Annotated in this window: 8 protein-coding genes, 1 pseudogene and 1 riboswitch; of the genes and pseudogenes, 4 read left to right on the forward strand and 5 right to left on the reverse strand. The window is 41.2% G+C overall.

Annotated elements, in window-relative coordinates; genetic code table 11:
• On the reverse strand, window positions 1-3,946 hold a 3,946-nt coding region (locus ACLN19_RS08675; protein ID WP_413385398.1), incomplete at its 3' end, for a MucBP domain-containing protein.
• Between the two features lie 366 nt (window positions 3,947-4,312).
• Window positions 4,313-4,406, forward strand: a riboswitch (glycine riboswitch).
• 112 nt (window positions 4,407-4,518) lie between these two features.
• On the opposite strand from ACLN19_RS08675, the gene ACLN19_RS08680 reads away from it, so the two are divergent.
• From ACLN19_RS08680 to ACLN19_RS08690, 3 genes and pseudogenes are all read left to right on the forward strand, one after another.
• On the forward strand, window positions 4,519-5,856 hold the full coding sequence (locus ACLN19_RS08680) for an alanine/glycine:cation symporter family protein (protein ID WP_413385401.1): 1,338 nt from the start codon (window positions 4,519-4,521) through the stop codon (window positions 5,854-5,856).
• An 81-nt stretch (window positions 5,857-5,937) separates the two neighbouring features.
• Window positions 5,938-7,146, forward strand: coding sequence for a cation diffusion facilitator family transporter (locus tag ACLN19_RS08685; protein ID WP_413385404.1), 1,209 nt, complete (start codon window positions 5,938-5,940; stop codon window positions 7,144-7,146).
• 70 nt (window positions 7,147-7,216) lie between these two features.
• Window positions 7,217-7,732 (forward strand): annotated as a pseudogene (locus tag ACLN19_RS08690) (IS3 family transposase); the annotation flags it as partial.
• A 57-nt stretch (window positions 7,733-7,789) separates the two neighbouring features.
• Here ACLN19_RS08690 and ACLN19_RS08695 read toward each other — a convergent pair.
• The 4 genes from ACLN19_RS08695 to ACLN19_RS08710 form a co-directional block, all read right to left on the reverse strand.
• Complete coding sequence (locus ACLN19_RS08695) at window positions 7,790-8,623, reverse strand: amino acid ABC transporter substrate-binding protein (protein ID WP_413385407.1); 834 nt, start codon at window positions 8,621-8,623, stop codon at window positions 7,790-7,792.
• Window positions 8,624-8,635: 12 nt separating this feature from the next.
• On the reverse strand, window positions 8,636-9,265 hold the full coding sequence (locus tag ACLN19_RS08700) for an amino acid ABC transporter ATP-binding protein (protein ID WP_413385410.1): 630 nt from the start codon (window positions 9,263-9,265) through the stop codon (window positions 8,636-8,638).
• 9 nt (window positions 9,266-9,274) lie between these two features.
• Complete coding sequence (locus tag ACLN19_RS08705; RefSeq protein WP_413385413.1) at window positions 9,275-9,916, reverse strand: amino acid ABC transporter permease; 642 nt, start codon at window positions 9,914-9,916, stop codon at window positions 9,275-9,277.
• Window positions 9,917-10,059: 143 nt separating this feature from the next.
• On the reverse strand, window positions 10,060-10,392 hold the full coding sequence (locus ACLN19_RS08710) for a zinc ribbon domain-containing protein YjdM (RefSeq protein WP_413385416.1): 333 nt from the start codon (window positions 10,390-10,392) through the stop codon (window positions 10,060-10,062).
• 266 nt (window positions 10,393-10,658) lie between these two features.
• Here ACLN19_RS08710 and ACLN19_RS08715 point away from each other — a divergent pair, with 266 nt between their 5' ends.
• On the forward strand, window positions 10,659-13,142 hold the full coding sequence (locus ACLN19_RS08715; protein ID WP_413385419.1) for a bifunctional 2',3'-cyclic-nucleotide 2'-phosphodiesterase/3'-nucleotidase: 2,484 nt from the start codon (window positions 10,659-10,661) through the stop codon (window positions 13,140-13,142).
• The last annotated feature ends 87 nt before the right edge of the window (window positions 13,143-13,229 follow it).

Below are 13,229 nucleotides of genomic sequence, written 5' to 3' on the forward strand. Positions count from 1 at the left end.
GATCACCATCTTGAACCTTACTGAAGATATAGCGTTTGCCATCTTTCTCGATGATCTTCGGCTTGTTATCTGTTGTGTCATACGGTGTATCTACATCACTTTCTGGTGTGTCTTCCACATCCGCAGCGATTGTTTCACCAGCTTCGTTCACATAGTGAACCACAACATTACCCTTCTTCACTTCTGGAACAGGCTCTTCTTTCAAGACATATTGGTAAACAACAGTCTGTTCTCCCTCTGTAACCTTACCGGTTTCTGGGGCATCACCTTGAGAGTCACGTACAGGTTTGGTGGCTGAAAGAACATAAGTCTTGCCATCTTTGACGATCTCAGTTGGTTTTGTTGCTGTATAGGCTTCACCTACTGGGCTGTCGGCTGGCTTCACAACAGCTGGAGCTTGAAGTTCTGTTTCTGTCCCCTCAATTACGTAGCGGGCATTAACTGCTCCACCGACTTGTTGGTAGACATAGGTTACTTCTTTCGTTCCTTCGACAATCTTACCGGTTTCTTCTCCTTGAGTCCGGTCTGGCACTAGTTTATACTTCTTGCCTTCTGGAGTTTGGATAACTTCTGGTTTATTGTCAGTAGTTGTGTAGTCCTCACCTACTGGCTTATCTGTTTCATCGTTTACAGAATCCTTGATAGTGTTGCCTTCTGTATCCTTGTAGTGAACCACAACAGATCCTTTTGGCTCTTCTTTCAAGACATATTGGTAAACAACAGTCTGTTCTCCCTCTGTAACCTTACCGGTTTCTGGGGCATCACCTTGAGAGTCACGTACAGGTTTGGTGGCTGAAAGAACATAAGTCTTGCCATCTTTGACGATCTCAGTTGGTTTTGTTGCTGTATAGGCTTCACCTACTGGGCTGTCGGCTGGCTTCACAACAGCTGGAGCTTGAAGTTCTGTTTCTGTCCCCTCAATTACGTAGCGGGCATTAACTGCTCCACCGACTTGTTGGTAGACATAGGTTACTTCTTTCGTTCCTTCGACAATCTTACCGGTTTCTTCTCCTTGAGTCCGGTCTGGCACTAGTTTATACTTCTTACCTTCTGGAGTTTGGATAACTTCTGGTTTATTGTCAGTAGTTGTGTAGTTCTCGCCTACTGGCTTATCTGTTTCGTCGTTTACAGAATCCTTGATAGTATTGCCTTCTGTATCCTTGTAGTGAACCACAACGGATCCTTTTGGCTCTTCTTTCAAGCGATATACGTAAGTAACATTTTTGGTTCCTTCTTCAACCTTACCAGTAGTTGGATCAGACGATTCTAGGTGATTGTTAGCATCTACCTTACCAACAGGATAATTTCCAGCAGGTACAAGCTCATAAACCTTACCGTTTGAAGTAATCGTAGCTGGTTTATTATCACTTGTGTCATACGCCTTACCAGTATCTGCATTTGTCTCATCTGAGACTGGTGGCTGGAGAACCGTTCCATTCTCATCAACATAGTTAACAACTACATTTCCTTTAGCGAGTTCATAGTAGTAAACAATCCGTGTGGTTCCTTCGACGACTTTGCCTTCTTCAGTACCACCAACTCTATTTTCTACTCGCTTATAAACTTTACCATCTGCCGTTGTAATTTTGCTTGGACGGTTATCCGTTGTTGAATAGTTTGTTCCAGTTGAAGTTGCTGCTGTATCAATAACAGCACCTTCCCAGGCAATCTTTTCTTCTGTTTGAGTATTGGTGATATTCCCAATCGTCTTACCATCAGAAGAAATTCCCGTAATAGGTGCATTCGTTCCGTTTACACGATAGAGAACGACAACATCTCCTTTTACCTCTTGGTAAATATAGGTAGCTGTTTTATCAACTCCTTCTTCAACCTTACCAGTAACAGCATCACTAGAGGTGAGATGGTTATTTGCATCTACCACACCAACAGGATATCTTCCAGCTGGGGCTAGTTTGTAAGTTTTTCCATCTTCTGTCTTAATCGTATTATGCTTATGGTCATCGGTTGAATAGTCTGTTCCTGGAAGAGCATTACCCGTATCTGTTACACGATCTACATAAGCCCCACCTTGTGGAACTTTTAATACATTCCCATCAACATCCTTATAGGTAACATAGACACTTCCAGTCGAATTATAGTAATAAATAACTGCGGAACTTTCATCCCAACGATTTCGAAGTGTGATATTTCCCGTTGTATTGATACCACCTTCTGTCATTGGGAACCGGTTTCGGAAAGATTCTTCTTTCTTAACCGTTTGAATAATCGGCTCTTTTAAGTTTGCCGCAACGGAAATATCACTACCGGTCATGTGAGCAGCATAAAAGGCATTCACATCATTAACAATATTAGCACCTGTCGTATTATTGAATCCATACATTTTATCCGTATAGACCGTATACTTATCCATATTTTGGAAAAATTCTTCAGCGCTAGGAACAGATGGATTTGTGCTCGAATCACGTGGCGTTGCATACACGGTAACCAGCATGGTTCCATTATTGTCAATATACTCCCGTTTTTGGTAAACAGTTACAAAAGGACCATTTGCATAAGCTGTAGCACGAGCTCGAATATAGTTAACATCGCCCTTATAGTATGGTTGTCCTAACTTACCGGTCTTACCATTTTGGTTAGGCGGTAGCACTTGATCCCAGGTGTAAGTCTTACCTTCAAATTCAATCGGCGTTACAGGCTGAGTTGTATAATCAGAGTACTCCCAACCTTCTTGATAATAATCTTCCCGCACAGGGGTTTTTCTATCAGACGCTTTCAAGTATCTAGTCACTTGCTTCGTATAACGCGGTAGCGAAATAGATAAAGAACCAAATACAGCATCTGGATCATTATTTCCCGAGTGTGCATAAACCCGTTTTAATCCGCCATCCCCTTCAACGGAAACTCCATCCGTCGTCACCGTAATCCGTGTATTATTGTATTTCAGGAAGGCATCAATCAAACCACCACTTGTTTGGGTACTACGATGAACCGCTTCCCCTAACTGGCGATGATTTTTGTCAAAAGCAGTAATATAAACATCTGATACTCTTTTTTCGAGTTCATCCCCACTGAGAACCGGCTTTTCAGCACTTAAAGTGAAGTAGTAGTCACCGCTTTGGACAACCGTATGGGTAAAACGACCAGCAACTGGATCGTTCGGATACTTTGTATTCATCGGAGGAGTCACCGTATAACCGGACTGACTACCTGTATCTACACGAAAACCGGACTGTAAATCTTGATTATTCGCACGCGCAACGGCTTGATAATCACGATTAAAGGTCAAAGCCCGAATCTGATCTTCTGTTAACGACTCGAAAATCTCCTTGGTCATATTGAAACCACTGAGTTCATGACGAGTCAGTGCATAAATCTCGGCTGGAGACAGCTGTATCAAAGCCTCAGCTGAGATAGTCGTTGTTGAGGTTTTTGCCTCTTCTTCAATTAGTTCAGCCTCATATTCAGTGATGGTAGGGCTTACAAGATCTTCACTCAAAATAGCCTCTACACCAACTGTAGCGCTTTCACTTGTAGCTACTTGACTATCAGCTACCTCTGAGTCAAGGATTTCATCTGATTGGACAGCGACTTCCTGAACTTCTTCGCTGGTCTCAATAAGAGACACAACACTGTCTAAACTTGCCTCTGGCGCTACTTCTGAGGTTGGCTGCACGCCACTAATAGTAAGCTCTTCTTGATTATTTTCAGACAATGGCGCACTAGATGACATCTCGCTACTCAAGAGACTATTAGTTTGTCCTTCTTCTGATGTCTGGAGCTTGGTCCCCTCGTCATCTTCTGTCACCTGAACCAGTGCTGATTCTACAGTATTGATTGTTGTATTTTCTTCAGCATAAGCGGATTCTCCTCCCAAAGTGAGTGCCACGCCAAGCAAGACGCTAGCAACCCCAAAATGGTATTTACGTAAGGAATAACGCTGATTGAGAGAATACCAATCAAACGATTTTTTATGATTTCTTTTCATAAAACTCACCTTCTTTTAAATGTGAAGAATAGGCATTTCTTCTTCATCAGTGTATTCTTTTATGTGCCGTTTGTCAACAATTTAGACATAATATTTCAATTTGTCTAAAATTTAATATATCTTGTCATCATTTTGTCATGAAAATAGTGGCTTGGTATTTCCCTATTCTCACTTGCCTAAAGCCTTTTATGAAAAAGATTTATGATTTAATTTTCACTATTTTAAAAATAGCTATTGACAAAGATTAGATTTTCATTTAGAATGTAAAGCATCATCGAACCGAATGACGTCAATCAGGAGAAGAAAGCCTAGCTTTTGCCAAAGGAATCACACTCTCAGGTGTCTTTAAAGACAGGACTGATTGATAGACGGACTTCTGGAGAGACTTGTCATCAAGGACAGGCGCCGAAGGGGCAAAGCTTACGCTCAATCTCTCAGGCAAAAGGACAGAAGATAAGTATCGCTATGATAGCCCATCTAAGCTTTTTTCACTTATCTCTTTGTCGTACAGAAGTTCTGTCTAGGGACTTCTCTTTTTTTGATGTCTTAGGAAAGTTGAAAGGATTTTTATAGTGTTAACGTTTTTTAATGCCCTCGACAATCTCATCTGGGGACCACCTCTATTGATACTTTTGGTCGGAACAGGGGTTTATCTTTCTATTCGACTAGGATTTTTGCAGATTTTGCGCCTTCCTAAGGCTTTCAAATTTATTTTCGCTAAAGATGAGGGAGAAGGTGATATCTCTAGTTTCGCAGCTCTTGCAACAGCTCTCGCTGCTACTATCGGGACTGGTAATATCGTAGGGGTAGCCACAGCTATCAAATCAGGCGGTCCTGGAGCCCTTTTTTGGATGTGGATGGCTGCTTTCTTTGGGATGGCAACCAAATATGCTGAAGGCCTTCTAGCTATCAAATACCGTACGCAAGACGCCAATGGTGATATCTCAGGCGGTCCTATGTATTATATCGTCAATGGTATGGGTAAAAAATGGAAACCTCTGGCTATCTTTTTTGCCTTGGCAGGTGTCTTAGTCGCCTTTTTTGGTATTGGTACTTTCTCTCAAGTCAACTCCATAACCTCATCTTTACAGAGTAGCTTTGGACTTTCTCCTGCCTTGGTTAGTATCCTAATCGCTGTTATTGTGGCCTTTATTATTTTTGGAGGTATCCAGTCCATCTCTAAGGTCTCTGAAAAAGTCGTGCCCTTTATGGCGCTTGTCTATATCATAGCGACTTTAGCAGTCATTTTAATGCATTATCACAATATCCTACCTGCTCTAGCGCAAGTCTTTAAAGGCGCTTTTACGCCTGCGGCTGCTGTTGGTGGATTTGCTGGCGCTACTATCAAAGAAGCTATTCAAAAAGGAATCGCTCGTGGTATCTTTTCAAATGAATCTGGTCTAGGCTCTGCTCCTATCGCTGCGGCTGCTGCTAAAACCAACGAACCAGTCGAACAAGGTCTTGTTTCTATGACAGGAACATTTATCGATACCCTTATCATTTGTACGCTGACAGGTCTGTCCATTTTGGTCACTGGACAATGGACCATCGAAGGACTTGAAGGAGCCCCTCTAACACAAGCTGCTTTTGCCTCTGTCTTTGGTGATGTCGGCAGTATCGCTCTAACAGTCTCTCTAGTGCTATTTGCCTTTACGACTATTCTTGGTTGGAGTTATTATGGTGAGCGTTGCTTTGAATTTCTCTTTGGGACAAAGGGTATCTGGATTTATCGCTCTATCTTTGTGCTTATGGTTGCAGCTGGAGGCTTTTTAAAGCTCGATTTAATCTGGGTTATCGCAGATATTGTCAATGGTCTCATGGCTCTACCAAATCTTATCGCTCTCTTAGCCTTATCACCGATTATTATCCGTGAAACTAGGTCCTATTTTGCCAAACGTCAAAACGATTAGGATTTTCCTAATCGTTTTTCTCTTATTATTTTTCAGCCCTTCAGCACTATGATATAATAAAGGGATAACTAAGGAGGATATATGTCAACACCTACTCAAAACTTAAAGTTGGCCATGCGTGGGCCTATCGTCAGCATTGTCGCCTACCTCATACTCACAGCGGCCAAACTCATTGCTGGTTACAGTTTAAATGCCGAATCCCTTGTCGCTGATGGCTTTAACAATTTGTCTGATATTTTAGGCAATGTGGCTTTGCTTATTGGCCTACATATGGCAAGCCAACCTGCTGATAATGACCATCGCTTTGGACATTGGAAGTTTGAAGATTTAGCTAGTCTCGTGACCTCTTTTATTATGTTTGTCGTCGGCTTTCAGCTACTCTTTCAGACCGCCGAAAAAATCATCTCTAATCAAGAAACACAAATCGACCCACTAGGTGCCCTAGTTGGGCTTATCTCAGCTATTATCATGTTGAGCGTCTATGCGTACAACCGCCAACTCTCAAGAAAAGTCAAATCCAGTGCTCTTGTCGCAGCCTCTAGGGACAATCTCTCAGATGCTGTGACCTCTCTTGGCACTTCGTTAGCTATCTGCGCAGCCGCTTTTCACCTGACTATTATTGACCGCATAGCTGCTATCATCATTACTTATTTTATCTTGAAAACAGCTTATGATATTTTCATGGAAAGTGCCTTTAGTCTTTCAGACGGCTTTGATGACAAGCAACTAAAACGTTATGAAGAAGTTATCTTAACCATTCCCAAGATATCGGCTGTTAAATCACAGCGCGGACGTACCTACGGAAGCAACATCTATCTTGATATCGTCCTAGAGATGAATCCTGACTTGTCTGTTTATGAAAGCCACGCCATCACAGAGCAAGTCGAAACCATGTTAAGTCAGCGATTTGCCGTTTATGACATTGATATTCACGTCGAGCCTGCTGCTATCCCTGAAGATGAAATCTTTGGCAATGTCACACGCAAATTATATCGCAATGAAAAGTTGATTCTCTCTAAAATTCCTGGTTATGAAGCCTATATTGCCAATAATTTTATCTTAATTGATGAGCAAGGCCAAAACCATGATAAAGAAGCCTTTCTTTCCAAGGAACAATTTCTCCCTTGCAATTTTGATGAGTTTGCTATCGAATCCATCAGTCAAAAAACAAAGCTTATCACCTACACACTAGGTAATGACAAGCACACCAGTATCTGGCGTCGTCATGAAAAATGGTACCTTATCTTTCACCAAGTCACACCACTTCAAAAGCCCATATCCACCAAATAAGCATTGATGACAGTGTATATGTATAGTAATATAATATATAAACTAGGAGGTTTATACTTATGGAGTCTTTAAACGTCACTTCGAAGGTTCTAAACCTTATGAGAAATGTTATACAGATGTGACGGAATTTTCTTTACCAAACTGTGATGGAAAACTATATCTGTCACCTATTCTTGATGGCTACAACAGTGAAATTATCGACTTCACCTTATCTCGATCACCTGACTTGAGACAGGTTCAAACCATGCTTGAAAAAGCCTTTCCAGCTAAGTATTACAAAGGGACCATTCTTCACAGCGACCAAGGTTGGCAATATCAGCACCAGTCTTATCATAGCTTCTTGGCATCCAAGGGGATTTGCCCTTCCATGTCACGCAAGGGAAATAGTCCTGACAATGGCATGATGGAATCTTTCTTTGGGATTCTTAAGTCCGAGATGTTTTATGGATTTGAGAAATTCTACCAATCACTAGATGAACTTGAGCAAGCTATCACAGATTACATTTTTTACTACAACAACAAACGAATCAAAACAAAATTAAAAGGACTCAGTCCTGCACAATACAGAACCAAATCCTTTCAATAATTATTTGTCCAACTTTTGGGGGGCAGTACAAAAGCTAGCTGATTAGCTAGTTTTTTATTATTTTTTGACCTCATCGGTAGCTACATCTTCGCCAAACCATTTATTTGAAATCTCTTGGAATTTTCCTGTCTCATAAAGGTTTTGAAGAGCTTCGTTGACTTTTGTGATAAGGGTCTTATCCGACTTTCTGGCACCTGCTGCAAAATTTTCATTATCAAAAGAGCCTGTAATAATATTATAATTATCTAACTCACCTTCTTGCTTGAGGTAGTAATTCGCATAAACACGGTCAATCAAAAGCCCATCGATACGATCGTTTTTGAGGTCAATCAGAGCTTGTGTGAAGGTTTCATATTGCGTTGCATCATTGTCTTTGACAATATCTTTCAAAATAGCAGGCTGATCAGTAAAAGCTGTGTAGCCTGATGATCCTGCTTGCGCTCCTAAGACTTTATTTTTCATATCAGAAAAACTAGTAATGCCTGAAGATTTCTTCGTCACAAGCACCTGTTCATTATTCATATAAGGAATGGTAAAGGCGACTTTTCTTTCACGCTCATCAGTCATGGAATAGCCATTCCAAATCATATCAATCTTACCATTGGTCAGCTCAGTTTCTTTGAGATCCCAATTGATAGGTTGCCAGTTGACTTTGATTCCGTATTGCTCAAAAACGGCATTGGCTAAATCAATATCAAATCCAACGTTTTTTCCGCTCTCATCTTCGTAACCCATTGGGACAAACGTGTTGTCAAAACCAATCGTAATACGCTTATCTTTTGTATAAGTGTCCCAGCCATCTGTATTTGTCTTACTGCTAGAGGAGCACGCGCTTAGTAAAATGGTAAAAACCATCAGCATAGCGCTAATCCATAGTGTCTTTCGTTTCATATAAACCTCCGATTATTTAGGATTGATTTTTAGGATAACATCTGAAATCGACTCTGCAAACTGCAAATCATGGGTCACAACAATTTGTGTCATGCCTGCTTCTCGATTTTGTAAAATCAACTTCTCCACTTCTTGACGCAACTCAGGGTCAAGAGCACTTGTCGGCTCATCATAGCCGATGATTTGAGGGTCAATCATCATAGCACGCGCCAAAGCGACACGTTGTTTTTGACCACCAGATAAAGAGTAAGGGTAAGCCTTAGCATGCTCAGACAAGCCCAATCGCTCCAACAATTCTGTCGCTTTTGTCACAGCTTCTTCTTTTGCCATCCCCAATGTTTTTGTCGGCGATAAAATCAGATTATCCATGACTGAAAGATGTGGAAACAGTTGAAAATCTTGAAAAACAAAGCCCAATAAATTCAAGCTCTCCAGATGGCTAAGAGGGACCTCGACACCATTATGGATAATTTTTCCTGAATCAATAGTTTCAAGACCAGCAAGCATACGCAGTAAAGTAGTCTTTCCACCACCTGATGGCCCCACTAAAGATAAAATCTTACCATCTTCGACTTGCAAACTAAAGTCCTTGAAAATGGTTTTTTGACCAAACCGTTTTGAAATATCTTGTAACTCTAACATTTGGCCTCCTTATTTGTAGTAATCATATTTTTTTTCGACTTGTTTTGATAAGAGCGTAACAACACCGATAATGACTAAATAAATAGCTCCAGCAATAAACATCGGTGCTAGACTGGCATCGCGGTTTGCCGCTGTTCGACTAGCCAACAATAAATCCCCAACACCAATCACATAGACTAAAGACGTGTCTTTTACCAAGGTAATCACCTCATTAAAAACGCTTGGCAAAACAATCTTTACTACCTGCGGTAAGATAATAAAGCGTATGGTCTGAACAGGACTAAATTTTAAAACCTTAGCTGCTTCATACTGCCCCTTAGGAATAGACGCAATCCCGCCTCTAAAAATCTCTGCAAAATAAGCAGCATAATTCAAGGTAAAGGCAATGATAGCAGCTGGCATACGGTCCACAGCGATATTGACATTTGGTAGCACGTAGTAAATAAAAATCAATTGTAGCAACAAGGGTGTGCCACGCATTACCCAAATATAGAGCGTCAATAGATAATTAAGAGGCTTAAAGCGAATCTGCATCAAAAACGCTAAGACAGCTCCTAAAGGAATGGATAATATAATCACAATAAAGAAGAGTTGCAAAGATACTACCGCACCATTTAAAAGGCTTGGTAAAACCTGTGATATATAAGACATGAAACCTCCTTGAAAATGGAATAGTTAGTTTCCATTATATCAAAAATTCAACCATATGGGTAGCTTTATTTTAAGAATATTCTGTTTACAATGCATAAGAATACGTCTCTTTTCCAAAAAGAAAAAGCTAGACGAGCTAGCTTTTAGGATAATTTTTTGACAAATTCTGATTTTAGTTTCATTGCTCCAAAACCATCAATCTTGCAGTCAATATTGTGGTCTCCTTCTACCAAGCGGATATTTTTCACACGTGTTCCTTGTTTAATATCCTTTGGAGCTCCTTTCACTTTTAGGTCTTTAATAACCGTTACAGTATCACCGTCAGCTAGACGAGCGCCGTTGCTATCTAGGACTACAAGCCCCTCTTCTTCCACTTCTTCTGGATTCCACTCATAAGCACACTCTGGACACACCAAGAGAATACCATCTTCATAGACATATTCTGATTGGCATTTTGGACAATTTGGTAAAGCCATTAGTTCTCCTTTTTATAACATCAATTGGCAAGTTGCCTATACTATTGTAACCAAAGTTTGCTATCTTGGCAAGGTAGGCGAAAATAGCAACATCAATAACGAACAATCATCCTCTCTATTACTATAATATTCTTGTTTGATGTTATATTTAGTTATTTTTAGCCTTGTTTAACGAAAAACGTTCAGGTGTGGTATTGAATTTTAAGGGGCTTCCTTGTATAATGAGTGTAGAAGATTATGACAAAAAAGGAAAAGGGAGGGTTCTTATGAATCGTCGTTTTAGTCAATGTGCTATGGCACTTACTTTAGCTATTTTAGCTGCTGCTAGCCCTAAGGTGGCTCAAGCTCAAGAGGCTGATATAACACCTCAAAGCACAGCCACTACAACTAACGCTAACAATGTAGAGCCAGTTGCTGAGACAGCACCCACACTAGATGTTACCAATCTTGATGTAGAGGTGCCCGTTTTAAGTGAATCAACACCATTAGCCGCAGTTGAGACTATGGAGACAGACACGCCAGCTATCACCGAAAGCTCAGCCATAACAACTCAAAACCAAGAAGATGTCCCCGCTGTTGAGGGACAAGCTGTTGATCTTCGCATCTTAGCAACAACGGACCTTCATACCAACTTGGTCAACTATGACTACTACCAAGACAAGCCTGTCGAAACACTCGGACTAGCTAAAACCGCTGTCCTTATCGAAGAAGCCAAGGCAGAAAATCCCAATGTCATCATGGTTGATAATGGCGATACTATCCAAGGCACCCCTCTTGGCAACTATAAGTCCCTTATTGACCCTATTGATGATGATGAACAACACCCTATGTACCAAGCTCTAGAAGCTCTAGGTTTTGATGCAGGGACACTTGGTAATCATGAGTTTAACTACGGTCTTGCTTACTTAGATAAAGTCATCCGCACAGCCAACATCCCTCTAGTCAACGCTAATGTACTAGATCCGACATCTAAGGACTTTATCTACAATCCTTATACTATTGTTAAAAAGACACTGACTGATATCAAGGGTAACCCTGTCACACTCAATATCGGAATCACAGGTATTGTCCCACCACAGATTCTTAACTGGGATAAAGCTTACTTAGAAGGAAAAGTCATTGTGCGTGACGCTGTTGAGGCTGTACGTGACATCATCCCAACCATGCGTCAAATGGGAGCAGACCTTGTGCTAGTCTTATCTCACTCTGGGATTGGTGATGACAAGTATGACGTTGGTGAAGAAAATGTCGGCTATCAAATCGCTAGTCTCCCTGGAGTTGATGCTGTTGTCACTGGTCACTCACATGCCGAATTCCCAGGCACAGCAGGAAAGCCTAGTTTCTACGCCAAATATGCTGGTGTTGATGACACTAACGGTAAAATCAACGGAACACCTGTCACTATGGCTGGTAAATACGGCGACCATCTCGGCATTATTGACCTTAGTCTCCTCTACACGGATGGTAAATGGACAACCACATCTAGCCAAGCAACTATTCGTAAGATTGATACCAAATCATCCCTAGCAGACAGTCGCATCATTGACTTAGCTCAAGAAGCTCACAAGGAGACGATCAACTACGTTCGCCAAAAAGTTGGGGAATCAACAGCCCCAATCAATAGCTTCTTTGCTCTTGTACAAGATGACCCTTCTGTCCAAATCGTCAACAATGCTCAAATCTGGTATGCCAAACAACAACTAGCAGGCACACCAGAAGCTAGCCTTCCTATCTTGTCTGCTGCTGCGCCATTTAAAGCTGGTACACGTGGTGATGCTTCTGCTTACACTGATATCCCTGTTGGTGCTATTGCCATTAAAAATGTCGCCGACCTCTACCTCTATGATAATGTTGTAGCCATTTTGAAAGTCAACGGTGCTCAACTCAAAGAATGGTTAGAAATGGCTGCAGGTCAATTTAATCAAATCGACCCAACCCTAACGACCCCACAACAACTGATCAACCCAGACTTCAGAACCTATAACTTTGATGTCATCGACGGCATTACCTATCAGTACGATATTACGCAGCCTGTAAAATACGACCGTAACGGTAAAGTGATTAACGAATCAGCAAACCGTGTTCGCAACTTACACTATCAGGGACAAGAAGTGACGTCTGATCAAGAATTTATCGTTGTTACAAACAATTACCGTGCTAACGGGACTTTCCCTGGGGTACGTGAGGCCTCTCTCAATCGTTTGCTAAACCTTGAAAATCGTCAAGCTATTATTAACTACATCATCTCTGAAAAAGTGATCAATCCGACTGCTGATAAGAACTGGACTTTTACGGATACTATCAAAGATCTAGACCTTCGTTTCTTAACAGCAGAGCGTGCTAAAGATTTATTAACCCCTCAAGATAATCTGATTTACCTACAACCTTCTGGTACTAGTGAAGGTTTTGGGGAGTTCCGATTTGTCTATGTCGAGCCTAAGGCAGTCACACCTGAAGACAAAGAGCTAGCCGTCAGTCAAGAGAAAGAGAAAACCCCACCTAAGCGTGATATCATCCTTGACTCTGGTCAACGCATCACACTTCCAAGTCAAGCGACTCAGACGTCATTTAGACAAGCTAATCTCCAGACAGTAGCTAGCTCACAACCATCAGCAACCGCTAAGCAAGACGAAAAAGCACTATCTGATAAGACACTTCCTAAAACAGGTGAGAGCACTTCTCTTCTTAGTCTTATAGGGCTTTGGACACTAGGACTTATTGGTTACACTAAAAAAAGGGCTAAAAACTAGATCACTAGTCATTGCTATAAAAACCGTCTCTTATGTACTGCCCCCCAAAAGTTGGACACTATATATTTAGCTGAAGGATTGAGTTCT

Source organism: Streptococcus lishijunsis, from assembly GCF_047290665.1.
Lineage (GTDB): Bacteria > Bacillota > Bacilli > Lactobacillales > Streptococcaceae > Streptococcus.

Excerpts from the sequence above, each read along its gene's own strand:
- ACLN19_RS08700 (WP_413385410.1), bottom strand. The coding sequence starts at position 9,265 with ATGTTAGAGTTACAAGATATTTCAAAACGGTTTGGTCAAAAAACCATT.
- ACLN19_RS08715 (WP_413385419.1), top strand. The coding sequence starts at position 10,659 with ATGAATCGTCGTTTTAGTCAATGTGCTATGGCACTTACTTTAGCTATT.
- ACLN19_RS08695 (WP_413385407.1), bottom strand. The coding sequence starts at position 8,623 with ATGAAACGAAAGACACTATGGATTAGCGCTATGCTGATGGTTTTTACC.
- ACLN19_RS08710 (WP_413385416.1), bottom strand. The coding sequence starts at position 10,392 with ATGGCTTTACCAAATTGTCCAAAATGCCAATCAGAATATGTCTATGAA.
- ACLN19_RS08705 (WP_413385413.1), bottom strand. The coding sequence starts at position 9,916 with ATGTCTTATATATCACAGGTTTTACCAAGCCTTTTAAATGGTGCGGTA.
- ACLN19_RS08685 (WP_413385404.1), top strand. The coding sequence starts at position 5,938 with ATGTCAACACCTACTCAAAACTTAAAGTTGGCCATGCGTGGGCCTATC.